Source organism: Streptomyces sp. NPDC102437 (genome assembly GCF_044765565.1).
Lineage (GTDB): Bacteria > Actinomycetota > Actinomycetes > Streptomycetales > Streptomycetaceae > Streptomyces.
On the sequence record NZ_JBIWKI010000003.1, the window covers coordinates 77,644 to 102,023 of the forward strand.

Sequence of the window (24,380 nt, forward strand, 5' to 3'; positions counted from 1 at the left end):
GTGCGTTGTGGATCACGCGTTCGGAGCGCGTACCGGGCACACGGTACGATCGGAACATGTCGTTCGACGGCGCGAAGAAGCACCCCCGATCTGTGGAAACGCCGGATAGCGCCCACCCCGCCTCTCTAGAATGGACACTTGCGGGCGACGGGCGACGGGCGACGGGCGACGGGCGACGGGCGACGGGCGACGGGCGACGGGCGACGGGCGGTTCTTTTCGCGGCTCGGTCCGCGGTAGCTCTCTACCGTCTTCTCGACGCTCTCCCGGTCTTCGCCGGTGATGACCGCATCACCCGTCTCTTCACCCTGGTGCCGGGATCCGACTTCGGAGTTGACGCGCTCTCGGTCATCGACGGCGTCGGCGGCCGAACGCTGCCGTGGGACGAGGCGTGCCGGCGCACATTCGACCTGGTCCTCACGGCCAGCCCGAAGGGCGAACTGAGCCTGCTCTCCGGACAGCACGTGCTGCTCCCGCACGGAGCAGGGTTCAACAAGTCGATTCCGGGCGAGGGCTCCCCCGGTTCGGCCTCCGGACTCGATCCGGAATACCTGCTGCCGTCCGACGACGAAGCGCCTGCCGCCCTGTACGCGCTCGCCCACCCCGATCAGGTCGCCCGACTGGCTGCCGCGAGCCCGAGGGCCGCCGAGCGGGCGAAGGTCATCGGTGACCCCACCTTGGAGCGCATCCTCGCCTCGCTGTCCCTCCGCGACCGGTACCGCAGGGCATTGGGCACCGGTTCCCGCACACTGATCGTTCTCGCTTCGACGTGGGGACCGGAATGCCTGCTGCGCCGGCGGCCCGGACTGCCTGCCGAGCTGGCCGCCCATCTGCCCTACGATGAATACCAGTTGGCACTCATCGTGCACCCCAACGAACGGAGCCTGCTCGGCAGGTACGAGTTGGCCGAGCGCCTGTCCCCGGCACTGGACGCAGGACTGGTCCTCGCCGGACCGTACGAGGAATGGGCATCCGTACTGATCGCCGCCGACGCGCTCATCACCGACCATGGGTCGACAGCCCTGTACTACTCCGCAGTAAGCGACCGACCGGTCGTCAACGTCCACCGGACCGGCGCCGAGCTGATCCCCGGCAGCCCGATGGACGTACTCCTGCGACACGTGCCGGAGTTGGGCCCTGCCGAAACGGTGCAGGAAGCCCTCGCGGCGTACCGGCCCGGAACAGGACATGCCGCAGCCCAGGCCGGGTTCGCCTCCCGGGGCGAGTCGTCGAGCCCACTGCGCACCGAGGTCTACGCACTCCTCGGTCTCGCCCCGCCGGCCAACCACGTCCCGCCGCGGCTGCTGCCTGCCCCTTCGGCTGCCACCCGTACGCCTGCAGCCTTCGATGTGCACGCCACGGTCTCCGAGGACGGGGTCCTGGTCGACCGGCGCCCCGCCGGAATCGGTCCGCCCGGACACCACCTGGCTGTGGAGTACGGCGCCGCGGGCGAACAACTCGTCCGGTCCGCAGGCCTGTTGTACTGCCGCCGGTCGCAGCCCTCCCCCACTGCGGGGGAAGTCGAGTGGACGGCGGCGGGGTGGGCTCGGCACGCCCTGTACGAGTACTCGGGCTGCCGCTCGGCCGCGGCCATCATGACCACCGGGCCGTGCGTGCTCAAGATCCGGGGCGACGACGGTACGTACGCCGTGCACGTCGAATCCCGTTACGAGGACGGCCGTATCGTGCGCGTCGACCCGGCCGCCGCACTGTCCGCCGTTCATGCCTGGCTGTCCGACCACCGGGGCGTGCCCGACGGACAGTCCGGCCTGAACTGCGTCATCGGCGACCGGACCTTCCACGTTCTGCTCCGCCCGGCCACGGACGAGGAAGCCGGGCAGGCCCTCTAGAGCAGGCCGTTGCGGCGTCGGATGGCTTCCGCGGCGGCACGGTGTTCCTCAGCCGCCGTGTTCACCCCCTCCGCACCGGCCAGCTCGGCCAGTGCGTCGAGGACACGGACCTGGTCGAAGCCGGAGCCCCGTCGGCGCGCTCCCTCCAGTGACCGCTCGTACAGCCCCCGGGCCTCATCGGTACGACCGAGTCGTTGCAGGACGCCGCCGAGCGCGAATCCGGTGCGCGCGCTCAGCCTCGCACGGTCCTGTGCCACGGCCGCGTCGTGTGCTTCGGCCAGCAGGCGGGCCGCCCCCTCCAGGTCCCCGAGCTCCGCGCTCGCCTGGCCCGAGCGGTAGGTCTGGAGCATGGCTCCGTATTCGTTGCCGATGGCCAGGTGCACCTCACGGGACCGGGCGAAGTCGGCCGCCGCGGCGTTCCAGTCCCCGCGTGCGGAGCTGAGCATCCCGCGGAACTCGATCGTCGAGGCCCGGAGTTTGTGGTCCGCCTCGGAGTCCCCCAACAGATCGAGGGCCGCGAACGCTCCGTCGAGTTCGCGTCCGGCGTCCGCGAACCTGCCCGACTCCCAGAGCGGACGGGCGAGTTGGCATCGCATGCGCACCATCCAGGAGGCGTTCCCGGACCGGAGCGCGGAGGTCACCGCGAGCCGGAAGAGCTCGGTCACATCGGAAGCGTGAGGATGGTCCATCGCGTACGTCCACACGGGCTCGCACAGGGCCACGACCTCGGCGTCCATTCCTCGCCCGTGGGCCAGCCGTACACACGCGAACAACGCGTGCCGTTCCGCGTACAACCAGCGCGCCGCCCGCTCGGCCCGTGCGGTGCGGACCGAGCCGCCCTCCGACCGGGCCGGATCGTCAAGGGGCACGTCCGGGGCATCGGGGACGGGGCCGAAGTCGTCGGCGACGACCAGCCGCCGGCCGGCGGCGAAGCGGTCGGCCAGTTGGGCCTGCCGGACGAACCAGCGCAGCACCCGCTTCTGCGCCTCGGCCGTCTCGCCGTGCGCATCGTGGTCGCGGGCCCGCCGCCGGGCATGGGCGTGCAGCGGACCCGGCAGCCTCATCCGGCCGTCTTCGGTGAGCTGCATCATGCGCAGGTCCAGCAACCCCGCCGTGACCAGCTCCTCCAGCGCGTCCTGACAGACGTCCGGCCCCAGCCCCAGCAACGCGGTGGCGGACTCGTGGGTGAACGTCGAGCCGGGGTGGTCGGGCAGCAACCGGTAGAGCAGGGCGGCCGAGGAGGACAGACTGCGGTAGATCGCGTCCCAGATGTCCTCCACCCCGGAGGACACCCCTTTCTCGTCCAGCTCGGCCCGCAGCTCCGCGATCAGACGCGGCAGCGGCCGCAAGGGGTGGGAGCGGACCCAGCGGCCCGCGACGTGCAGGGCAGCGGGCAAGCCGTCGCACATCTGCACCACTGTCTGCGCAGCTTCCGGATCGGTGGTCAGCCGACGGTCCCGGACGATCAGTTCCAGCAGCTCCGTCGCCACCGGGTCCTCCAGCGGCGGCAGCACCAGGTCGACGGCGGCACCGTCCTCCAGGTCGTACAGGGGCCCGTGACTCGCCACGATCACCACGCTGTTGCCCGACGCCGGAAGCAGCGGGACGATCTCCGAGGCGTACCGCGCGTTGTCCACGACTACGACCAGCCGACGGTCGGAGGTCACGTTCCAGTACTGCCTGCAACGCGCCTTGAACTGGCGCTCCACCGAGTCGGGTTCCACATCGAGGGAGAGCAGCAATTGTGCGAGCACCTCGCCGGGGTCCACCGCGCCGCCCACCCGGAAGTCGTCCAAGTCGACCGACAGTACATCGGAGAAGCTGTCACGCAGCTTCCGGGCGATCAGGAAGGCCAGTTCGGTCTTGCCGAGACCTCCCGGGCCGCTCAGCGACAGGACCAGCGGCCGGGAGCGGCCTTGCCACTCCGCCACCGCGCGGAAGGCCCGTGCCTTCTCCTCCTCGCGGTTGACGAAGTGCATAGGCTCCGGTGGCAGTTCAACCCTCATTCAGGATCCGCTCCCATCCCCCTGCCCGACACGGCCGAGTCAGGTACTCCGCGCAAACCCGGCTACTGCCCGAAGACTTGCCGCTGTCCAGGACTCGCACTCTAGAGGTTCCCACACGACGGGGGTGGCTGGGCACAGCCCGGACAGGTCCACCCGATTCCTTGCCGATCGCGCGAAACGCCCGGCTCGCGGGGAGAAGTGCACCTGTGCGACCGTGTCGACCTGTCCCGGCCTCACCGGATCGGCCAGACCGAACAGTTCAGGCCACAGTCATCCGCGATACCCCGACGGGCCATCCCGAGCGGCGACACTCCCTCTGTCCCATCCGCACGGGGGCGTACAGACGAAGGAAGTTCCAATGGATCGCAGATCGTTCATGGCCACTACAGGCACCGCGTCCCTGGTGGGCGGTGCCCTTGCCGCCGGGGCCGGAATCACGGCACCGGCGGCCGAGGCCGCTCCGTACCGGCCCGGCAAGGGCCGGACGGTCCGGTTCAACATCATCAGTGATATCCAGGGCGATCTGACGGACTTCGGCAAGGCCCTCGATGATCTGCACCGGATCAACCCCGACAGTGCGGGCCTCGGCATAGCCGGCGACATCACCCCCCGCGGCTATGACTTCGAGTACGCGGCGGTCCGCCAGACCCTTGAGCGGCACCCGCATCCCAAGAACGTCGCCTGGGCCATCGGCAACCACGAGTTCTACGTGCCGAAGTACAGCGACCCCAACACCCTGGCCCAGGCGACCTGGCCCAACGGCACGACGGAGGACTCCCTCTTCCGCAGCTTCTACAACTTCGCCGGCCGCAACAAGGTCTACTCCGAGACGTCGTTCGGTGGCGTGCCCGTGCTCAGTCTCGGGACCGAGCGCTACTCGCACTACCACGACGCGAAGCTGTGGGACGAGGTGTGGATCAGCGACGAGCAGTTCGCCTGGCTGGAGGACCGTCTCGCGTACTGGGCCCGCCGCCGCAGGCCCGTCATGGTGATGACCCACCACCCGCTGCCCAACACCGTGTCGGGCACCCACAACAAGCTCTACCTCAACGACTACCTCCAGCCCGACCGGCTCCTGTCGATCCTCGGCCGGCACAAGGACGTGTTCCTCTTCTCCGGGCACACCCACTGGGACCTCAACCTGTCCGACTGGGTGGTGCGCCGGGTCGTCCCCGGTACCGGCAACCTCGAAGGCTTCACCGTCGTCAACACCGCGGCCGTCCAGGTGGGCTGGATGGACGACGGCAAGGGCGGCGAGGTCTCCCTCGGCGATGCCTTCAACCAGGGGCTCCAGGTCGAGGTCGGTCCCCACTCCGTCGTCATCAAGGCCCGTGACTTCACCACGGGCACCTGGCTCAAGCAGCTGACGGTCCCGCTGCACACCAGCGCCTGACCCGCCACGGCACACATGTCCCGCCGTGCCGTACCGAAGTCCGGTACGGCACGGCACGGCACACCGTCGCGGTTCACTTCGGCAGCCACGCCCGCCAGGTGGACTCGTTCTTCTTCACCCAGCGCTCCGCGGCCTGTTCGGGCGCGAGCTTCCGGTCCGCGATCAGCAGCGCCACCTCGTTCTGGGCCCGGGTCGTCCAGCGGAAGTTCTTCAGGAACTCGGCGGCCCGGCCGCCCGCGTCGGCGAACCGGGCGTTGAGAAACTTCCGCAGGGGGGTGTGCGGATACGCGCACGCCACCTTCTCCGGTTCGGCGTCGCAGCCCTCCTCGTACGCGGGCAGCTTCACCTCCGTCATGGGAACCTGCTCGAACAGCCACTGCGGCTTGTACCAGTAGGTCAGGAAGGGCTTCTTCTCCTTGGCGAACTGCTTGATCTGGGTGATCTGCGCCGCCTCGGAGCCGGAGAAGACCACCTGGTAGTCCAGGTCGAGGTTCTTCACCAGCGCCCTGTCATTGGTGACGTACGACGGCGAGCCGTCCAGGAGCTGGCCCTTCCCGCCGCTCTCCGCCGTGCGAAGCCGGTCGGCGTACTTGTTCAGGTTCTTCCAGTCCGTCACGTCGGGGTTGGTGTCGGCGAAGTACTTCGGCACGAACCAGCCGATGTGGCCGCTCACGCCCAGTTCCCCGCCCGGCGCGATGGTCTTCTTGTCCTCGACGTACCGCTGCTCCTGCTCCGGGTGGCCCCAGTCCTCCAGGATCGCGTCGACGCGGCCCTGGCTGAGCGCGTCCCAGGCGGGGACCTCGTCGATCTGGACAGTGTCGACGCGGTACCCCAGCTCGTGTTCGAGCAGGTACCGGGCCACGGCGGCGTTGGCCTGCGCGCCCACCCACGACTGGACGGACAGGGTCACGGTCTTCGCGCCGTGGGCATCGGCGTACGGGGACGCCTGCTTGGTCATGTCCGCCTCCCCGCAGCCCGTGAGGGCCAGCAGACCGAACGCCGCGGCAGCGGCGGCGAGGGTACGGCTACGCATTCCGGGTCTCCTTTCCGGCAGGCTGGGTGACCCGGTCCAGCATCAGTCCGAGGCACACGATGGCCACGCCCGCGACCAGCCCGGTAGCCAGATCGCCCTGAGCCAGCCCGAACACCACGAGGTAGCCGAGCGCACCGCCGCCGACCAGGCCACCGATGATGACGACGGCGAGGACGAGGACCACGCCCTGATTGACGGCCAGCAGCAACGCGGGCCGGGCGAGCGGTAGTTGGACCTGGCGCAGCTGCTGCCAGCCGGTCGCCCCGAGCGAGCGGGACGACTCCAGCACGACCGGGTCCACGGCCCGCATGCCCTGGGTGGTGATGCGGACGACGGCGGGCAGCGCGTACACCACTGCGGCGGCGACAGCGGGTGCACGGCCGACGCCGAACAGCGCGACCACCGGGATGAGGTACACGAACTGCGGCATGGTCTGGAAGACGTCGAGCACGGGCCGCAGCAGCCGCTCCAGGCGTGGGCCGCGCGCCGCGGCGACGCCGGTGGCGACACCGGCGAGGAGGGTGACGGCCACCGCGGCCAGCACCTGCGAGAGGGTGTCCAGCGCCGGTTCCCATGCGCCGAGCACCCCGATCACGGCCATGGCGAGCACGGCGGTCAGCGCGGTGCGCCAGGTGCCGACGAGCTGGGCAAGTACTGCGACCAGCAGCAGTACGGTCCACCAGGGCAGCCACTGCAGGCCGTCGCGGACCGGGTCGAGGACCCAGCCGGTGAAGCGGGCGGCCCAGTCGGCGGTGCCGCCGACGACGGGCACCCCGGAGTACAGGTGCGCGGTCATCCAGTCGACGGCGCGGTTGACGGACGCGGCGATGTCCACGGTCCAGGCGTCGGGCCACGACAGCCGGCCGGTGCGGCGGCCGACGAGCGCGACGGCGGCCGCCACGGCCGCGGTGACGGCCCAGCCGAGACCCGTCCCCCGGGCGGGTGCGGCGCCGATCCGCTCCCCCGCCGCGGCGGTGACACGGTCGAGGACGACGGCGAGGAGCACGACCGGCACACCGGCGGCGAGCGCGGCGCCGACATCGACGGAGGCCAGGGCCTGGTACACGCGGTCACCGAGGCCGCCCGCGCCGATCACGGAGGCGATCACGGCCATCGAGAGCGCCATCATGATCGACTGGTTGACGCCGAGCAGCAGTTCCTTGCGGGCCAGCGGGAGCCGGGCGGTCAGCAGCCGTTGCCGGCCGGTCGCGCCGAGCGAGGCCGCGGCCTCCATGACCCCTGCATCCGCGCCGCGCAGCCCGAGCGCGGTGAGCCGGGCCATGGGCGGTGCCGCGTAGACGACGGTGGCGAGGACGGCTGCCGGGACGCCGATTCCGAAGACCAGTACGACCGGGAGCAGATACGCGAACGCGGGCAGCACCTGCATGGTGTCGAGCACCGGGCGCAGCGCCCGGTGCACCCGGCCGGACAGTCCGGCGGCGAGCCCGAGCACCGCGCCGAGCAGCACGGACGTGGTGACCGCGACGGTCATCAGTGCGAGGGTCTGCATGGTGGGGACCCACATACCGAGCAGCCCGCACCCGGCGAACGCGGCGACGGCGGTGAGCGCCGGGCGGATGCCCGCGAGGCGCCAGGCGACGAGGCCGGCGGCGGCCGTGACCCCGGCCCAGCCGGCGGCTAGGAGCACGAGGTAGACGGCGCGTACGGACAGGACTACGGCGTTGCTGATGTGGCCGAAGAAGTACAGGAAGAGCGGGTGGCTGTCCCGGTTGTCGGTGATCCAGTCGCTGGCGTCGCCGAACGGTCCGGACACGTCGACGGCCAGGCGCGCGGGCCAGGTGCCGCCGCCCAGGAGCAGGGTGCCGAGCAGGAGCGCGACGAGCGCGGAGCCCGCCACGAGTGCGGTGCGGTACCGGGCGAGGGTGTCGCTCAGTGGCAGGCGCGCCTCGGCGGCGGTGGTGACGGGGGTACTCATCGTGGCAGCCTTCCCGTCGCGGCCGCGGCACGGGCGGGTGCGGCACCGGGGCCCGGCGGGCCCCATGTGGTGTGCGCGGGCATCAGGCCGCCTCCTTCTGCGGGGCGAGCCCCGCCACCACACCGAGCAGATCCGCGTGGCCGACCACGCCCACGCAGCGGCCGTTCTCGACAACCCGGGCTGTCGCGCCGCTGCGAACCACGGCCTCGATGGCTTCGTGGACCGTGGCGCCGGGGGCCAGCGTCGGGCCGCTGTCCGCCTCGGCGGCCTCGGCCGGCCGCATCGCCGTACGCACCGTCATGACGTGTTCGCGCGGCACGTCGCGGACGAAGTCGCGTACGTAGTCGTCCGCGGGGGCGCCCACGATCTCCTCGGGTGTACCGAGCTGGACGATCCGGCCGTCCCGCATCAGCGCGATCCGGTCGCCGAGTTTCAGCGCCTCGCCGAGATCGTGCGTGATGAACACCATCGTGCGGCCCTCCTCGCCGTGCAGCCGTACGACCTCCTCCTGCATGTCGCGCCTGATCAGTGGGTCCAGCGCGCTGAACGGCTCGTCGAACAGCAGGACTTCGGGGTCGACGGCCAGTGCGCGGGCCAGTCCCACCCGCTGCTGCTGGCCGCCGGAGAGCTGGCCGGGGCGGCGGCCCTCCAGGCCCTCGAGACCGACCTTGGCGACGAACTCGGCCGCCTGCTTCCGCCGTTCGGCGCGCGGGACGCCCTGGATCTCAAGACCGTACGCGACGTTGTCGATCACCGACCGGTGCGGCAGCAGCCCGAAGTGCTGGAAGACCATGGCGGCGCGGTGGCGGCGCAGTTCGCGCAGCCGGGACGCGTCCATCGACAGCACATCCTCGCCGTCGATGGCGATCGAGCCGGAGGTGGGCTCGACCAGCCTGGTCAGGCAGCGCACGAGCGTCGACTTGCCGGAGCCCGACAACCCCATGACGACGAAGACCTCGCCCTTGCGGACGTCGAAGGACACGTTGCGCACGGCGGCGGTGCAGCCGGTGTGTTCGCGCAGCTTGGCGGGGGCGAGAGCGGCGAGAGCCGGATCCTTCGGCACCCTTTCGGCCTTCGGGCCGAAGACCTTCCACAACTCGTGTACGGAGAAGACTGGGGGCTCGGCGGTCATCGGGCATTGCCTTCCAGGAGGTCCGCGCATTTCTCCCCGATCATCAGCACGCCGATCATCGGGTTGACGGTCGTCATCGTCGGGAAGACGGACGCGTCGGCGATCCGGATGCCTTCCAGGCCACGGATCCTCAGATCGGGTGATACCACGGCGAGTTCGTCGTCCGAGGAGCCCATGCGGCAGGTCCCCGCCGGGTGGTAGACGGTGTGCGCGACCTTGCGCGCGTACTCCCCGAGCTCCTCGTCGGAGGTGACGCCGGGCCCCGGACAGACCTCGCGCTTCAGCCAGCCGGCGAGCGGCTCCTGCTCCGCGATGCGGCGTGCGATGCGGATGCCGTCGACGAGGGTGCGGCCGTCGTAGTCGTCCTCGTCGGTGAAGTACCGGAAGTCGAGGGCGGGTTTGACCTCGGGGTCGGCGCTGGTCAGGTAGAGGCGGCCACGGCTGCGGGGCTTGGGGATGTTGGGGGTCATCGACACACCGTGCGGGGGCCGCTCGTACCCCAGCCGCTCGGGGTTGTCGGTGAACGGGATCTGGTAGAAGTGGAACATCAGGTCCGGCCCGTCGGCGTCCGGGTCCCTGCGTACGAACAGGCCCGCGTCGCTGTCCATCGCGGAGTTCTCCGGGATCGGCCCGTCGGTCTCCCAGACGATGACGGATTCGGGGTGGTCGAGGAGGTTCTCGCCGACGCCCGGCAGGTCGTGCACGACGGGGATGCCGAGCTTCTCCAGGTCGGCGCGGGGCCCGACGCCCGAATGCAGCAGCAGCCGGGGGGTGTCCACGGCGCCCGCGCAGACGAGCACCTCGCGCCGGGCCCGTACGACGTGCTCCTCGTCCTCCTTGGTGCGCACCCGCACCCCGGTGGCCCGGGTGCCTTCGAGCTCCAGACGAAACGCCCAGGTCTCCAGGGCGATATGGAGGTTGGGCCGGTCCAGGAACGGGTGCAGATACGCCACGGAGGCGGATGAGCGCTTGTTGTTCTCCGGGTGGTACGCGAGATCGAAGAAGCCGACGCCCTCGTGGAACGGCTGCTTGTTGAAGCCCTCGACGTGCGGCACGTCGAGTGCGGTCCGGGCGGCCTCGACGAAGTCCCGGGCGATGGCGTTGCGGTCGGCCTCGTCCACCGGGACGATGTTGTTGCGCAGCCGGGCGAAGTACGGATCCATCGACGCCGCGTCCCAGCCCTCGGCGCCCGCGTCGGCCCACTCGTCCCAGTCGGACGGCAGGGGCTTGAAGGCGATGAGGGTGTTGTGGGAAGAGCAGCCGCCGAGCACGCGGGCCCGGCTGTGGCGGATGTGGGAGTTGCCGCGGGGCTGCTCGGTCGTCGGGTAGTCGTAGTCGAGTTCACCGCCGAGCAGGCCCATCCAGCGGCGCAGGGTGAGGACGTCGTCCCGTCCGACGTCGCTGGGGCCGCCCTCGATGACGGCGACTGTGGTGTCGGGGTTCTCGGTGAGCCGGGAGGCGATCACCGATCCGGCGGTGCCGCCGCCGATGACGACATAGTCGTAGACATGGTTGTCGGTCATGTGCTGCTTACCTCTGCTCCGTTGTGTGCGTTGCGTCGGTCGCGTACGGGTGCGGGGGTGCCCACCGCCCTGCTCCAGGCGTCAGGTGTGGCGGGCGCGTCGCGTCGCGCGTGCTTCAGCCCGCGAACCAGCGCACTGGGCGCGGGGCGAGGTTCTGGTAGATGTGCTTGGCCTCGCGGTACTCGGCGAGCCCGGTCGGGCCCAGTTCGCGGCCGATGCCGGACTTCCCGAAGCCACCCCATTCGGCCTGCGGGAGGTAGGGGTGGAAGTCGTTGATCCAGACGGTGCCGTGGCGCAGCCGCCCGGCGACGCGCCGGGCGCGGCCCGCGTCGGCGGTCCACACGGCGCCGGCGAGCCCGTACTCGGTGTCGTTGGCGAGAGCGACGGCCTCCTCCTCCGTGCGGAAGGTCTCGACGGTCAGGACAGGGCCGAAGACCTCCTCGCGGACGACGCGCATCCGGCGGTCGCACCGGTCGAGGACGGTGGGACGGTAGAAGTAGCCGGGGCCGTCGGGCCGTTCGCCGCCGGCCCGCAGCACGGCGCCCTCCTCCATGGCGGACGCGACGAAGTCCTCGGTCCTCGCGAGCTGCCGCGCGGAGACCAGCGGCCCGCACTCGACGCCGGGGTCGGTGCCCCTGCCGAGGCGGATCCGCTCGGCGCGGCGGGCGAGTTCGGTGACGAACCGGTCGCGCAGCGGCTCCTCGACGATGAGGCGCGATCCGGCGGAGCAGACCTGACCGCTGTGGATGAAGGCGGCGTTGAGCGCCTGGTCGACGGCGGTGTCGAAGCCCTCGTCGGTGGCGCAGGCGTCGGCGAAGACGACGTTGGGATTCTTGCCGCCGAGTTCGAGGGCAACCTTCTTGACGGTGTCGGCGGCGGCCCGCGCCACCTTCGTACCGCTGGCCAGGCCACCGGTGAACGAGACGAGGTCGACGTCCGGGTGCTCGGCGAGGCGGGCGCCGACGGTGGTACCGGCGCCGGTGACGATGTTGGCGACACCCTGCGGCAGCCCGGCCTCCGTCAGCAGCCCGATCAGTGCGACGGTGGTGAGCGGGGTGATCTCGCTGGGCTTGATCACGAAGGTGTTGCCGGCCGCGAGGGCCGGGGCGATCTTCCAACTTGCTTGGAGCAGAGGGTAGTTCCATGGGGTGATCAATGCGCACACGCCGACGGGTTCGTGGACGACGACGCTGTGGACCTCGTCGTTCCCGGCGTCGACGACTCGTCCGCCGCTCTCGTTCATGACGAGGTCGGCGAAGTAGCGGAAGGCGTCACGCACGCAGTCGACATCGACGCGCCCCTCTTCGAGGGTCTTTCCGGCGTCCTGGCTCTCCAGGGCGCCGATCCTCTCCCGGTCCCGTTCCAGCAGGTCCGCGACGCGTCGCAGCAGGCCGGCCCGTTCGGTCACGGCAGTACGCGGCCAGGAACCGTCGTCGAAGGCGGAACGCGCGGCGGCGACGGCGGCATCGGTGTCGGCGACGTCGCCCTCCGACACAACGGCGAAGACGCTCGCGTCGACGGGGTCGATGATGTCGCGTGTGGCGCCGGAGGCGGCCGAACGCCATTGTCCGCCCACATGGATGGTCTGTTGTGCTGCCGACACGTCGTATTTGGCCCTTCGGTTCCGGATTGCCTGGTCCACCGGTCACACCCCGGCGATCTGGCCGTATGCCCCGGGTCCGGACAACCATGCCCCGAGCTGCACGGAAAGTGACCCGCCTCACGCGCCGATGCGGGCAAGTCGTGTCGTACAGCCGGGAATGCGCGGCATGCTCCCGGCCGAGGCGCGACGGAAACGGCCTGCTGCGGCTCGGCGAACCGGCTCTCTGCCCGGCCCGCGCCCTGCGCTGCAGCGATTCGGCACAGATCGACGGACATGCGGAGTCCGTGGATGTGCAAATGGGCCTCCCCCCGCTCCGCGAATTCCGCGAGCAGGGAGAGGCCCAGGGTGTGCCGCGCCGCCGACGGCTCTACCGTCGCGGGTCCGGAGCGGCGGCGGAGCCGACCGCGTCGAGCCAGGCATCGGCGATGATCCGGTGGCCGGCAGGGCTCGGATGGACACCGTCCCGGGCCAGCTCCGCGGCCTCGTGCCGCTCGGCGGCGCGGCCGAGCGCGAGGTCCGCGCGAACGAGTCGCGCGCCGTTGGCCGTCGCGGCACGCAGGACGGCTTCCGTACGGGGCGTGAGGTCCTCGAACCAGTCCTCCTGTTCCGCGGTGACCGGCAGCAGGAACGGGGTGATGACGACCAGCCGGGCGGACAGCTTCCGCGCGGTGTCCGCGAGGAGGCGGTCGAGGCAGGCCTCGAACTCGTCGACCGGGCTCATGATTCCGTGGTCGTAGCGCCGCCAGGTGTCGTTGATGCCGATCTTCACGGTGACCACGGTGGGCCGGAGATCGATGACGTCGGTGGTCCAGCGGGCTTCGAGGTCGTACACGCGATTGCCGTTGAGGCCCTTGTTGATGACGGCCGGCCCGGGTCCGCCGCTCGCCCGGTCGTGCAGGGTCCGGGCGATCTCGTGGACGTATCCGCTGCCGAGCGATGCAAAGTCCGTACGGTCGCGGCCCGCGTCGGTGATTGAGTCACCGATGAACAGGAGTGTGTCCGTCTCCTTGATGTGCGTCCCCGTGATGTGCATCTCCACGTTGTGCTTGTCCTTGATGCGCTTGTCCTCGATGGGCATGGTGCCGTCCTGACGGTGGTGTGGTGGGTCGGTGGCCGCTGGTCGAGTGTGCCTCGTACGCCGGTGCCTTACTGAAGCACGTCCTGGGGCAGCGGCCCCCGGCGGTGACCTGCCACGCGCCGCAGCGTCGCGGCCTCGTGCGCCAGTACCTCGGGGTCGTCGCCGGGCACGAACTCCAGCAGCGCGTCCATCGGGACGCGCCGTTCGTTCAACAGGTCGAAGACCCCGGTCCACAGCTCCGCACGCTCGGCCAGCTGCAGCCGGCGGTTGCCCGGCCACCACGAGAAGACATGTACCGCGCTGACCCGGTCGACGAGCTGCGAGAGCCCAGCCAGCGCCTCGTCGTCGGGGGCGTCGAGCGGCGGTTGCCAGTAGGTACGGAGATTGTCCTCGCCGACCTCGTCCAGCAGCCGGAGCGTCGAGTCGACGGTGTCGGTGAGGGTCCTGGAGTGGAACTCCAGGGCGAGTTCCAGCCCGTGGTCCGCGCCGATCCGGGCCGCCTCCCGCAGACAGTCCACGGTTGCGCCCCGCTCCTGCGGTGTGACGGCCGCCGATCCGGCCCCACCCGCCCAGACCCGTACCCGTGGCGCCCCCAGGAGTACCGCGGCACGGGCGGTCCAGGGGAACGCGGCCAGCTCGTCCTGCGTGGCGCGGAAGTAGGAGCCGTACGAACAGCAGGTGAGCCCGTGACTGTCGCCGGCCTCGCGGGCGGCGCGGAGCATGTCGGGTTCCGTCGCGGGTGCGTGCACGTCCGCCCCCCACTCGACCGCTTCGAGGCCCGCGTCCGCGGCCCGGCGTGCGACCTCGGCAGCCGGCAGCTGCCGGAAGGTGACCGAGCACAATCCGGGTCTGGTCACGGTGGTGCCAGGGGCCCGGTCCCGGGTCTCGCTGCCTGTCACGGTGTTCCCTTCCTTCGTCCGCCTGGCGGCGGTCCTCCTCTGCGCGACGGTGCCCCGCCCTGCCATGGGAGCCCGGCAACGGCCTGCGGCCGGGCTCCACCGAAGCGACCGTCTCACCGGTGGTGCCGTCACCACCGGTGTCACCTCACGATGCGTTCGGACCGACGTCCGCGGCCGTGAGGGGGTGGCGGAGCGCGGGCGCGGTCGAGTACTCGTCGGCGCCGATGTCCCGCGTACCGCCCCGGGTGTCACCGTCGATGTCGTCTGCCACGGCGGGGCTTGCCAGGGTGGCCGCGCCGATCGCCGGGCTTCCCGCCGACAGCCGGGCGACGCCGTCCGTGCCGGTCACCAGTTTCGGGTCGACGCGGGTGTAACCGCCGGAAGGGATGTTGCCGTTGGCGGCCGCACCCCACAGCATGTTGGTCTGCCAGGTGAAGCCGGTGGTCGTCCCCATCGCTACGAGGCTGCCGGAATCGCCGACCAGCAGGTTGTCGGCGATGACGACGTCCCGGGGCTCGTACGTCCGGGTCTCGCCCGACAGCGTGCCGGAGTTGCCGATCAGGGTGTTGTGCACGATCACCGCGCGGTCGCAGGCGTCGTTGCCCCGCCGCTCGTTCTGCGTCTCCCCGGAGTTGTGGTCGCGGGTGGTGCCGCTGCCGACGACCAGGGCCCGCGCGGACAGGCCGCTGAGGTAGTTGTTGACGATCACGTGGTCGTTGCCGTACAGCCGTACGCCCTCGCTGCCGCCGATCAGGTAGTTGCCCTCCACCCTGGAGCGGTTGCCGTGCCGCAGCACGATCCCGCCGCGGCTGTTGCGGATGGTGTTGTAGCGGATGGTGTTGTCGGAGGACTTCACCGAAATGGCTTCGGGGTCCCCGTCCGCGTGCTCGAACAGGTTGTACTCCACGACCGCGTGGGCGCCGGACAGCGCCCGTCCGCTGACGCCGAGCCGGATCGACTCCCCCCCGTTGTCCCCGGCGAAACTGTGGTTGGAGAAGTGGTTCCTGAGGATCTGGATGTTCTGGGCCATGTCGGTCGAGCCGGGGCCGTCGACGACGAGGAAGATGCCGGCGGTGGTCTTGTCGTGGAAGTGGTTACGGTCGATCTTCGTGTCGTTCGCCCGTACGACGACCCAGTACGGGTCGCCGGTGTCCACGTGCTGGAAGTCGTTGCGGGTCAGCCGGATCGACGAGCAGCTCGCCGGAATCTCCAGCGTGGTGCTCTGCCGGAAGGCGAAACCGCTGACGGTGATGTTGCTCGAATCGGCGAAGACGAAGCTGCGTTCGCCGCGCAGCACCGCGCCGCCGCGGGACTTGGAGACGATGGTGATCGGCGCGGCGCTGGTGCCGTTCTTGCCGGACACATTGACAGCGCCCCCCGACGGCACGGTGTACGTGCCGTCCGCCAGGATGATCCGGTCGCCGGGTACGGCGGCGTTGATCGCGCTCTGGAGTTCGCCCAGGGAACCGACCGGTTTGTCGGCCGCCGAGGCGTCGACCGACATCGAGGTGCCGAGTGGAACGGCGGCGAGTGCTGCCACCGCGGTACCCCTGAGGAACGTGCGTCGTTGCATGGTGCCTCCTGCGTTGTGGGGGGATCTGGTCAGCGGGCGTCGGGGCCGACGTCGGCCGTGGTCAGTGGTCCGCGCCGGGGCGGCCGGTGCGAGTACTCGTCCGCGCCCACGTCCCGGTGCCGGCCGCGCGGCTCTCCGTCGATGTCGTGGGTGACCGGTGGCCGCCGCAGCGTGCCCGCGTCGATCACCGGGCTGTCCGCGCCGGGCCGGGCGATGCCGTCCGGGCCGGTCAGCAGCTTCGGGTCGACGCGGGTGCCACCGCCGGAAGGAATGTTGCCGTCGGTGGCGGCACCCCACAGGATGTTGCCGGACCAGTTGAACCGCACGGTGTTCGCCATCGCGACCAGCTCGCCCGAGTCCCCGACGAACAGGTTGTCCGCGACGGTCACATCGCGCGGCTCGTGGGGGCGCTGGCTCTCGCCGGAGAGCGTGCCCTTGTTGTTGGCCAGGGTGTTGTACGCGATGAGGACCCGGTCGGGTGCGTCGTTGCCGCGGCGGGCTTCCGGCGACTCGCCGGGCAGGTGGTCGCGCTCCGAACCGCTGCCGATCACCATGGCCCGGCCGGAGAGACCGGCGAGGTGGTTGTTGACGATCACATGGTCGTTGCCGTAGATCCGTACGCCTTCCGTGCCGGCGACGAGGTAGTTGCCGTCCACCCGGTTTCGGTTGCCGTGCCGCAGGACGATTCCGCCGAGGCTGTCGCGGATGGTGTTGTGCCGGATGACGTTGTCCGAGCTCTTGACGGAGATGGCCTCCGGGTCGCCGTTGGCGCGCTCGAACAGGTTGTACTCCACGACGGCGTGGGCGCTGGACAGTGCCCGGGGGCTGACGCCGAGCCGGATCGGCTCTCCGCCGTTGGAGCCGGTGAAGGTGTGGTCGGAGAAGTAGTTCCTGAACACATGGACGCGCTGGGCCATCTCCTCCGTTCCCGCGCCCTCGATCCCGAGGTAGATGCCGAGTGTGGATTTGCCGTGGAAGTGGTTGTGGTCGACCTTGCTGTCGTCGGCACGCACCATCACCCAGTGCAGGCCCTCGATGTCGGCGAGCTGGAAGTCGTTGCGGGTCAGCCTGATGTGTGAGCAGTTCGGGGGGATGTCCAGGGTGCTGCTCTGGCGGAAGGAGAAGCCGCTGAGTGTGATGTGGCTGGACGCGTCGAGGACGAAGCTGTGTTCGCCGTCGAGGACGACGCCGCCGCGGGAGCCGGCGACGATGGTGATGGGCGCGCGCTCGGTGCCCTGCTTGTCCCGGATGGTCAGGGGCCGGTCCGGCGCAACGGTGTAGGTGCCGTCGGCCACGACGATCCGGGTGCCCGGCCGTGCCCCGTCGATGGCGGCCTGGAGTTCGTCCAGCGAACCGACGGTGGCCGGGGCCGCCACCGCGCGCGCGGTCGGGAGAGGGCCGGTGGGGGCGACGGCGAGCGCCGCCCCTGCCGCGGAAGCCATGAGAAACGTGCGGCGTTGCATGGTGCCTCCGTGAGTGTGGTGGTGGATCGAGGGGGGCCGGACCGGTGTCAGCCGCCGGCCCGGTCTGCCGGGGTCTCCAGGAACAGCTCGATGACCGGCACCGGGGTGTCGGGGCGCTGGACGGGGATTTCGAGAGTGAGCGTTCCGGCGGGCTGCCCGCCCATTTCCGTGTTCATGGCGGGCCGGTCCGGGTCGATGTGGACCTGGATGATCTCCGAGGCGTCGTTGAGCAGTTGGGCGTAGCGCACCCGGCCGGCGAGTCCCGGGAGGTGCAGATGGCGCAGCGGCCAGGCGAGCAGGTGGACGTAGAGCCGGTCGCCGCGCTGGGTGTAGCGGCACTCCGGCGGGGCGGTGTACGGGGACGGGCCGCAGCCCCGGACCGACCGCTCGTGCAGGTCCATCCACCGGCCGATCTCGCCGAGGACGGCGATGGCGCGCGGTTCGAGGTCGCCGCGGCCGGTCGGGCCGACGTTGAGCAGCAGGTTGCCGCCCTTGGACACGCCGTCGACGAGCATGCGGATCAGCAGGTCGGCGCTCTTGTGGTCCAGGTTGTCGCGGTCGTAGCCCCAGCTCCCGTTGAGCGTCTGGCACGCCTCCCACAGCACGGGCCGGCCGTCCTTGGTCATGGGGCCGGAGGGCTGGTACTGCTCGGGCGTGATGAAGTCGCCGGGCAGGCCGGTCCGATCGTTGACGAGGATGTGCGGCTGGAGTTCGCGAACCGTCTCCAGCAGCTTCGGGGAGTCCCAGTCGTCCGGGCCCTTGCCGCCCCACCAGGTGCGTCCCGCGTACGAGAAGTCGAAGAACAGGTAGTCGATGCGTCCGAAGGAGGTCAGCAGTTCGCGGACCTGGCCGTGCAGATAGCGCTGGTAGTCGCGGATGTCGCGGTCGGCGGCCGCAGCCTTGAACTCCTCGTCGTCGCGCTGCGGATGGGTGCCGTCCACCGGGAAGGACGGGTGGTGCCAGTCGATGAGGGAGTAGTAGAGGCCGACCTTGAGCCCCTCGGCCCGGCAGGCCTCGACGAACGGTCCGACGAGGTCCCGGCCGTACGGGGTGTTGGTGACCTTGTACTCGGTGAGGGCACTGTCCCACAGGCAGAAGCCGTCGTGGTGCTTGGTGGTCAGGACGACGTAGCGCATGCCCGCCGCTCTGGCGGCCCTGGCCCACTGGACCGGGTCGTAGCGGTCGGGGTCGAAGTGGTCGAAGTAGACCTGGTACTGCTCGTCGGTCAGCTTCTCCCGGTTCTTCACCCATTCGTGCCGCGCGGCGAGCGAGTACAGGCCCCAGTGGACGAACATGCCGAACCGGTCGGTGGTGAACCAGGTCGTGTCCGGGGCGGCGGGCGCGGGCACCTGGGTCTCGGCGCTCGGGGTCATGGGGGCATCCCTTGTCGTCGGCGTCCGGTGGCGTGTTCTGTGCGCTGCCGCCGGAGGGCTGGTCGTACGGGTCGTGCGGGGGAGATTCGCGCGCGGACGGTCTGCCGGGTCAGCCCTTGAGGGCGCCGGAGGACAGACCGTGCACGAAGGAACGCTGGAAGAACAGGAAGACGATCACGGAGGGGAGCAGGGCCAGCAGGGAGGCGGCCATCACCACTCCGGGGGTGACAGCGGGGTCGATCCGCAGGGTCCGCAGCGCCAGCGGGAGCGTGTACGAGGAGGAGTCCGTGGAGACCAGGAGGGGCAGCAGGTACTGGTCCCAGATCATGGTGAAGCCGAAGACCCCGATGACCCCGAGGGCGGGCTTGCACATCGGCAGGATGATCTGGGCGAAGATGCGCAGGTCGCCGGCGCCGTCGATGCGGGCGGCCTCTTCGAGTTCGCGCGGCACGTCCTTCATGAACTCGGTCATCACGAGGATGGAGAATCCCCAGGCGCCCAGCGGGACGATCATTCCGGCCAGGGTGCCGATGAGGTTGAAGTGGACGACCGGCAGATCGGAGAGGATCAAGGAGAGCGGGAGGGCCAGGATCTCCTCGGGCAGCATCAGCGTGGCGAGGATGGCGACGAGCACCAGCGTCATCCCGGGGAAGCGTCTCCTGGCCAGTGCGTACCCAGCGAGGACGGAGACGGCCACCTGGAGCAGCAGCCCGAAGCCGACCACGAAGAACGAGTTCAGCAGGTACCCGAGCACGCCCTGGTCGAAGGCGACCCGGAAGTTGTCCAGAGTGGCGCCCGAGGGGATGACGCTGAGCTGAGTCGGGTCCTTGACGTGGCTGAAGGCGCTGACCAGCAGGGCCAGCAGGGGGCCGGCGAAGACGACAAGGACCAGCAGGTAGGTGACGGCCTTCAGGATCCGCCCGCCCGGACTGCGGCTCTCCGTCAGGCCCAGCGCGGTCTCGGTCGGCGCGTTCATTTGCTCTCTCTCCGTCGCAGCAGGTGGACGACGACTGTCAGGATCAGCGTCGCGATGAACAGCAGGACGGCTCCCGCCGCGCCGACGCCGAGTCTGTTCTGCTCGAGGCCGAGCTTGTAGATCAGGGTCATCACGACCTCGGTGGAGCCGTCGGGCCCGCCGTTGGTGAGCAGGAAGACCTCGGTGAACACGCGCAGTCCGCGGATCGCGGCGAGGATGAACAGGATCGAGAACACCGACCGAAGTCCGGGCACCGTCACATGCCAGACCCTTTGCAGCCTGGAGGCGCCGTCGACCTTCGCGGCCTCGTACAGGCCGCGGTCCACGCTGGTGAGACCGGCGAGGAAGATCATCATGTCGTAGGGGGCGCCCCTCCAGATGCCGGTGAGCATGATGGAGGCCATCGAGGTGTCCGGGTCGTTGATGAATCCCGAGGGGCCGAACCCCACCAGGCCGAGGATGGAGTTGAGCATGCCGTCTTCGGTCGGGTGGTACATGATCCGCCAGAGTTCGGCGACGACCGCGATCGGCACCACCACCGGCAGGAACGCCGCGGAGCGTACGAATCCGAGCCTGCGGCCCTGCCCCTCCATCAGCAGCGCGAGCGCGAGGCCGAGGGCCATCGAGCCGGCCGTCTGTCCGGCGGCGAGGACGACGGTGTGCCAGGCGGCCTCACGGAAGCCGTCGGACTGGAGCACCGTGGAGTAGTTCTCGGTGCCGACCCACCTGTTGCCGAGGTAGGGCTGGACATCCTGGAAGGACATGGTCAAAGCGCTGACCATGGGGATGAACTTGAAGTACAGGAAGAGGAGCAGTGCCGGGGCCAGGAACAGCCATGGCGTCCACCACCGGCCGGCCCGGCGGTCGTGCCCGCGGCGGCCGGTGGCCGCGCGGCCCGTTTTCCGGGTGGCGGGCCCGGCCGCCGGGAGGACGGCCGGGTCCGCCTGGTCAAGACTCATGACGCGGCGATTCCCTGTTCCTTGAGGATGTCGGCGAGCTGCTTGTCGAGCTCCTTGAGCTTGGTCCCGGTGTCCAGGTCGCAGTCGGCCATCAGGGCGCTGACGGTCTCCGCGGTCGTCTGCCGGACGGGTGTCCAGTTCGGGATGGAGGGCGCGTACCGGCCGGCGCTCCGGTAGACCTCGGCGTAGGTCTTCCAGCGGGGGTCGGGACGTACCTCGGAGATGTCCACCGTCTTGTTGACGGGCAGCTGCACGGTGAATCCGGTGTCGCCCTCCATCCCGGTCTTCTGGCCCTCGGCGGAGATGGCGTAGTCGGCGAAGGCGTCCTGGCCCGCCATGTTCTCGGAGCCCGCCATCAGGTAGATGGACCCGCCCTCGGCAAGCACGGTGGCGTCCTTCGGGCCCTTGGGCATCGGGACGACCTCGTACTTGTCCTTGCCGAGGGTCTCGTCGAAGCGGGGCAGCAGGTACGGGCCGACGACGAACATGCCGGTCCGGCCCGCCTCGAACGTCTCGTTGGTGGGCGGGGTCTCCATGGTCACGGCGCCCGGCTGGATGACCTTGTTCCTGCAGCCGAGGTCGCGGAACCACTGCACGGCCTGAACCGATTCCTTCGTGGTCATCGCGGGCTTGTACTTGCCGCCCCCGGCGTCGGTGATGAAGTCTCCGCCCGCGGCCCAGAGGAAGTTGGAGAAGTACCAGGAGGCGTATCCGCGCTTGGTGGACAGCGGTGCGGCGAGACCGTAGGTGTTCTTCTTGCCGTCGCCGTCGGGGTCCTTGGTGGTGAAGGCCTCCGCCATCGCGGCGAAGTCGTCCCAGCTCTGCGGGACTTCGAGCTTCAGCTTCTCCCGCCAGTCCTTGCGGAGGAGCAGCGCGGACGCCTGCGCCGAGTAAGGCATGCCGAACTGTTTGCCGTCCACGCTCTTGCCGGAGTCCAGCCCCTGGCCGACGATCTGCTCGGCGTTCTTGAGCTTGTCAAGGTCGATCTCCCTCAGCAGGCCCTGGCTGTGCATGGCGCCGAGCTGCGTCACATCGTTCATGACGATGTCGGGGAGCTTCTTCTGCGCGGCCCGCTGCTGGAGCTTGGTCTCGAAGTCGTCGAAGATCGCCGTGACCTTGACCTTGTAGCCCGTGGCCTTCTCGAAGGCGGCGGCGAGCTTGAGTGCTCCCTGCTCTCCCGGGCCGCCCGGTGTCGTCCGGGTCCACAGTTCGAGCGGTGCCTTCGAGTTCTGCTTGGCGTCCACTCCCGCAGGCCCTGATGTACAGCTGGTGAGGACAAGTGCGGAAGCGATAACACCCGCACCGATCCACCGCGATCTCTGCATGACAACTCCTGTTTCGCCGCATCACAGCTGGCCTGGAAGCGCTTGGTCACAGCTGGCCTGGAAAGCGCTTGCTGGGGACGCTAACGGCGTCCGAATCCTTGGTCAATAGTCCGATGAATACAAAACCCTCGCAATGGCCCACAACAGCCTTGTCGTACCGGTCCTCACGCTCCTCCCCCACCGTCCGCCACCTCGGGACGCGACCGGAGCAGTTGACGAAAAACCCTGGCACACCACCGGTTTCGCTGCTTGGCGCACCGATGGACCGGCCGCACACCGTTGGCAGGTGAAGACGAAAGCCTGCCGTTCGACGAGTTCCGGGTGACCGATCTTCATCCGAGGACTCCTCAATCATCCGATGTATCGTGCCTGCAAGCACACCGACCAGGCAACGAACAAGCCACGTCAATCTTCAACACCGAGTCAGACATTTCCACACGTGCCCGATCAGGGATCACGAGTGGAATCACTGACTGCCTGTCAGCGAAGAGCCGAGGAGCGAACGTCATGAACGAGCCGGCCCGCACACCGACAGCCCTGTTGGTCATGGAGGAGGAACGCAGGGCGGACGTCTATCCCCGCGAGGTCCTAGCCGAAGTGGAACGTCTCGTACACCTGCAGGGTCCACCCCTCACCCGGCAGCAGCTCGACGAGGATCCCGACATGCTGCGACAGGTCGATGTCCTGTTCACGGGTTGGGGCGCGCCCGTGCTCGATGCCGCCTTCCTCGCGCGTGCCCCCCGGTTGCGGGCGGTCTTCGTCGCCGCAGGCTCCGTGCGGCACCTGACCACGCCGGCCTTCTGGGCACGCGGCGTCCCGATCGTCTCCGCGGCCGCGGCCAACGCCGTCCCGGTCGCGGAGTTCACTCTTGCCCAGGTGCTCCTGGGCCTCAAGCAGGTGCATCGCATCGCCCGGGAGGTCGCGAGCAGCCGCCGTTTCCCGCACAACCCCCAAGTGCCGGGGGCCTACCGGTCACGCGTGGGCCTGCTCGGGCTCGGGCACATCGGCCGTCTCGTCGCGGCCCACCTCGGCCGGTTCGACGTCGAGGTCCTCGCCACGGATCCCCTCGCCTCCCCCGAAACCGCCCGGCAGGCGGGCGTCCGGCTGGTCTGCATCGAGGAGCTGTTCGCCACCTGCCATGTCGTCAGCCTCCACGCGCCCCTCCTGCCCGAGACCCGCGGCACGATCGGGGCACGGCTGCTGAATTCCCTGGGGCCGGGCGCGACGCTGATCAACACCGCACGCGGCGCGCTCATCGACGAGACCGCCGCGGCGCAGGTCCTGCACGCCAGACCCGACCTCACCGCCGTACTCGATGTCACGCACCCGGAGCCTCCCGCCCATGACTCGCCACTCTTCACCCTTCCCAACGTCGTCCTGACACCCCACCTGGGCGGCGCCCTCGGGGCCGAACGCCATCGCCTCGGAGAGCTTGTGCTCGACGAACTCCGACGCTTTATACATGACCGACCTCTCCAGCACGCGATCGACCCCGCCCGCGCCGCCTCGCTGGCCTGAGGCGGCGACCGCAGGCCAGGAACGTCAGCGAAACGTCAGCGAAACGTGCGTGGAACGTCAGCGCGGGACGGGAGAGTTCGGGGCCCGGCTGATCCGTCGGCCCCGGTTTGTGACGCGCTCGTGGGTTGTCATGTTGTGCTCGCGAGCCGAGGTCCGGGTGGCGGGTCTCGGTTCTGGGCGTTGGGCCCGGGTGTTGGGCCTCGGGCTTTGGTTCTCGGGTTTCCGTGTGCCGGTTCCGCGCGTTGGGTTTTCGGACGGTGGTCGCGGACCATCGTAGGCACCCCGCCGAGATGCCGCCGGGGGTCGGGCGGCGGGGTCGAACCCGCAGCCCGACCCGCGGGGCCGCCGCGCGACAACTCTCAGTGCGGCCGCCAATGGAATTTGCCACCCCCCACCCACCGCACGACAGTCGGGTCGTCGAGGTCATGGACCTTGATTCCTGCGGCCGAGGCGGCGGCGAGCACATCCACCATCGAGGTTGCCGCGCTCACCACCTCCCCGTCGATCTCCACGAGGCGGAAGGGCGGGTCACCGGGCTGCACCGCGAGCACGGTGATCCGGGCCGACGAGATGTATGGACTAGCACTTTCGGTCATGCGTAGATCGCTTCCACGCCACGGGCGACACTATGCCCGGCGGCAGGACGGGTAACGCCCCTTCGCTGAACAGTGCGTCTACCTGGGGCAATGGGGTGACGCACCGGGGCCCGGACACCGGTGACCGACCGCTGGTCCGGAGCCGG

General features: G+C 69.9%; 18 protein-coding genes. 3 read left to right on the forward strand and 15 right to left on the reverse strand.

What is annotated here, in order from left to right; translation table 11 throughout:
* Positions 1 to 138 precede the first annotated feature (138 nt).
* Entirely contained in the window at positions 139 to 1,848 is a 1,710-nt protein-coding gene (locus ACIRJP_RS05360; RefSeq protein ID WP_404168362.1) for a translation initiation factor 2, read from the forward strand.
* On the opposite strand, the gene ACIRJP_RS05365 is transcribed toward ACIRJP_RS05360, so the two are convergent.
* Complete coding sequence (locus ACIRJP_RS05365; protein WP_404168364.1) at positions 1,845 to 3,827, reverse strand: NB-ARC domain-containing protein; 1,983 nt, start codon at positions 3,825 to 3,827, stop codon at positions 1,845 to 1,847. The two genes, ACIRJP_RS05360 and ACIRJP_RS05365, sit on opposite strands and share 4 nt — an antisense overlap.
* Before the next feature lie 385 nt (positions 3,828 to 4,212).
* Here ACIRJP_RS05365 and ACIRJP_RS05370 point away from each other — a divergent pair, with 385 nt between their 5' ends.
* Entirely contained in the window at positions 4,213 to 5,247 is a 1,035-nt protein-coding gene (locus ACIRJP_RS05370) for a metallophosphoesterase family protein (RefSeq protein ID WP_404168366.1), read from the forward strand.
* Between the two features lie 73 nt (positions 5,248 to 5,320).
* Here ACIRJP_RS05370 and ACIRJP_RS05375 read toward each other — a convergent pair whose 3' ends face one another.
* The 13 genes from ACIRJP_RS05375 to ACIRJP_RS05435 all read right to left on the reverse strand — a co-directional run bounded on the left by ACIRJP_RS05375 (position 5,321) and on the right by ACIRJP_RS05435 (position 22,039).
* Positions 5,321 to 6,280 (reverse strand): ABC transporter substrate-binding protein, encoded by a 960-nt coding sequence (locus ACIRJP_RS05375; RefSeq protein ID WP_404168368.1) that lies wholly within the window; start codon positions 6,278 to 6,280, stop codon positions 5,321 to 5,323.
* Entirely contained in the window at positions 6,273 to 8,216 is a 1,944-nt protein-coding gene (locus tag ACIRJP_RS05380; RefSeq protein ID WP_404168370.1) for an ABC transporter permease subunit, read from the reverse strand. Before ACIRJP_RS05380 ends, ACIRJP_RS05375 begins: the two co-directional genes overlap by 8 nt.
* A gap of 82 nt (positions 8,217 to 8,298) precedes the next feature.
* Positions 8,299 to 9,348, reverse strand: a complete 1,050-nt coding sequence (locus ACIRJP_RS05385) for a glycine betaine/L-proline ABC transporter ATP-binding protein (protein WP_404168372.1) — start codon at positions 9,346 to 9,348, stop codon at positions 8,299 to 8,301.
* The gene (locus tag ACIRJP_RS05390) at positions 9,345 to 10,871 is read right to left on the reverse strand and encodes a GMC family oxidoreductase (protein ID WP_404168374.1); all 1,527 of its coding nucleotides are present in this window, start codon (positions 10,869 to 10,871) and stop codon (positions 9,345 to 9,347) included. The genes ACIRJP_RS05385 and ACIRJP_RS05390 overlap by 4 nt, the downstream gene beginning before the upstream one ends.
* Before the next feature lie 115 nt (positions 10,872 to 10,986).
* Positions 10,987 to 12,474, reverse strand: coding sequence for an aldehyde dehydrogenase family protein (locus tag ACIRJP_RS05395; protein WP_404168376.1), 1,488 nt, complete (start codon positions 12,472 to 12,474; stop codon positions 10,987 to 10,989).
* A gap of 367 nt (positions 12,475 to 12,841) precedes the next feature.
* Complete coding sequence (locus tag ACIRJP_RS05400; protein ID WP_404168378.1) at positions 12,842 to 13,552, reverse strand: SGNH/GDSL hydrolase family protein; 711 nt, start codon at positions 13,550 to 13,552, stop codon at positions 12,842 to 12,844.
* 68 nt (positions 13,553 to 13,620) lie between these two features.
* Positions 13,621 to 14,451, reverse strand: a complete 831-nt coding sequence (locus ACIRJP_RS05405) for a sugar phosphate isomerase/epimerase family protein (RefSeq protein ID WP_404168380.1) — start codon at positions 14,449 to 14,451, stop codon at positions 13,621 to 13,623.
* Positions 14,452 to 14,596: 145 nt separating this feature from the next.
* Positions 14,597 to 16,024 carry a chondroitinase-B domain-containing protein gene (locus ACIRJP_RS05410; RefSeq protein ID WP_404168382.1) on the reverse strand — a complete coding sequence of 476 codons (1,428 nt, stop codon included), beginning with the start codon at positions 16,022 to 16,024 and terminating at the stop codon, positions 14,597 to 14,599.
* Positions 16,025 to 16,053: 29 nt separating this feature from the next.
* Positions 16,054 to 17,487 carry a polysaccharide lyase 6 family protein gene (locus tag ACIRJP_RS05415; RefSeq protein ID WP_404168384.1) on the reverse strand — a complete coding sequence of 478 codons (1,434 nt, stop codon included), beginning with the start codon at positions 17,485 to 17,487 and terminating at the stop codon, positions 16,054 to 16,056.
* A gap of 47 nt (positions 17,488 to 17,534) precedes the next feature.
* Positions 17,535 to 18,860, reverse strand: coding sequence for an alpha-L-fucosidase (locus tag ACIRJP_RS05420; protein WP_404168386.1), 1,326 nt, complete (start codon positions 18,858 to 18,860; stop codon positions 17,535 to 17,537).
* 109 nt (positions 18,861 to 18,969) lie between these two features.
* Positions 18,970 to 19,836, reverse strand: a complete 867-nt coding sequence (locus ACIRJP_RS05425) for a carbohydrate ABC transporter permease (RefSeq protein ID WP_404168388.1) — start codon at positions 19,834 to 19,836, stop codon at positions 18,970 to 18,972.
* A complete protein-coding gene (locus tag ACIRJP_RS05430; RefSeq protein WP_404168390.1) occupies positions 19,833 to 20,795 on the reverse strand; it encodes a carbohydrate ABC transporter permease in 963 nt (320 codons plus the stop codon). Before ACIRJP_RS05430 ends, ACIRJP_RS05425 begins: the two co-directional genes overlap by 4 nt.
* Positions 20,792 to 22,039, reverse strand: a complete 1,248-nt coding sequence (locus ACIRJP_RS05435; protein WP_404168392.1) for an ABC transporter substrate-binding protein — start codon at positions 22,037 to 22,039, stop codon at positions 20,792 to 20,794. Before ACIRJP_RS05435 ends, ACIRJP_RS05430 begins: the two co-directional genes overlap by 4 nt.
* 588 nt (positions 22,040 to 22,627) lie before the next feature.
* On the opposite strand from ACIRJP_RS05435, the gene ACIRJP_RS05440 reads away from it, so the two are divergent.
* Positions 22,628 to 23,638, forward strand: coding sequence for a hydroxyacid dehydrogenase (locus tag ACIRJP_RS05440; protein ID WP_404168394.1), 1,011 nt, complete (start codon positions 22,628 to 22,630; stop codon positions 23,636 to 23,638).
* A 359-nt stretch (positions 23,639 to 23,997) separates the two neighbouring features.
* Here ACIRJP_RS05440 and ACIRJP_RS05445 read toward each other — a convergent pair whose 3' ends face one another.
* On the reverse strand, positions 23,998 to 24,234 hold the full coding sequence (locus ACIRJP_RS05445; RefSeq protein ID WP_266727314.1) for a hypothetical protein: 237 nt from the start codon (positions 24,232 to 24,234) through the stop codon (positions 23,998 to 24,000).
* Positions 24,235 to 24,380 lie beyond the last annotated feature (146 nt).

Coding starts and splice junctions, on each gene's coding strand:
- ACIRJP_RS05385 (WP_404168372.1), bottom strand. CDS start 9,348: ATGACCGCCGAGCCCCCAGTCTTCTCCGTACACGAGTTGTGGAAGGTC.
- ACIRJP_RS05400 (WP_404168378.1), bottom strand. CDS start 13,552: ATGCCCATCGAGGACAAGCGCATCAAGGACAAGCACAACGTGGAGATG.
- ACIRJP_RS05390 (WP_404168374.1), bottom strand. CDS start 10,871: ATGACCGACAACCATGTCTACGACTATGTCGTCATCGGCGGCGGCACC.
- ACIRJP_RS05425 (WP_404168388.1), bottom strand. CDS start 19,836: ATGAACGCGCCGACCGAGACCGCGCTGGGCCTGACGGAGAGCCGCAGT.
- ACIRJP_RS05380 (WP_404168370.1), bottom strand. CDS start 8,216: ATGAGTACCCCCGTCACCACCGCCGCCGAGGCGCGCCTGCCACTGAGC.
- ACIRJP_RS05440 (WP_404168394.1), top strand. CDS start 22,628: ATGAACGAGCCGGCCCGCACACCGACAGCCCTGTTGGTCATGGAGGAG.
- ACIRJP_RS05410 (WP_404168382.1), bottom strand. CDS start 16,024: ATGCAACGACGCACGTTCCTCAGGGGTACCGCGGTGGCAGCACTCGCC.
- ACIRJP_RS05370 (WP_404168366.1), top strand. CDS start 4,213: ATGGATCGCAGATCGTTCATGGCCACTACAGGCACCGCGTCCCTGGTG.
- ACIRJP_RS05365 (WP_404168364.1), bottom strand. CDS start 3,827: ATGCACTTCGTCAACCGCGAGGAGGAGAAGGCACGGGCCTTCCGCGCG.
- ACIRJP_RS05375 (WP_404168368.1), bottom strand. CDS start 6,280: ATGCGTAGCCGTACCCTCGCCGCCGCTGCCGCGGCGTTCGGTCTGCTG.
- ACIRJP_RS05445 (WP_266727314.1), bottom strand. CDS start 24,234: ATGACCGAAAGTGCTAGTCCATACATCTCGTCGGCCCGGATCACCGTG.
- ACIRJP_RS05430 (WP_404168390.1), bottom strand. CDS start 20,795: ATGAGTCTTGACCAGGCGGACCCGGCCGTCCTCCCGGCGGCCGGGCCC.
- ACIRJP_RS05415 (WP_404168384.1), bottom strand. CDS start 17,487: ATGCAACGCCGCACGTTTCTCATGGCTTCCGCGGCAGGGGCGGCGCTC.
- ACIRJP_RS05420 (WP_404168386.1), bottom strand. CDS start 18,860: ATGACCCCGAGCGCCGAGACCCAGGTGCCCGCGCCCGCCGCCCCGGAC.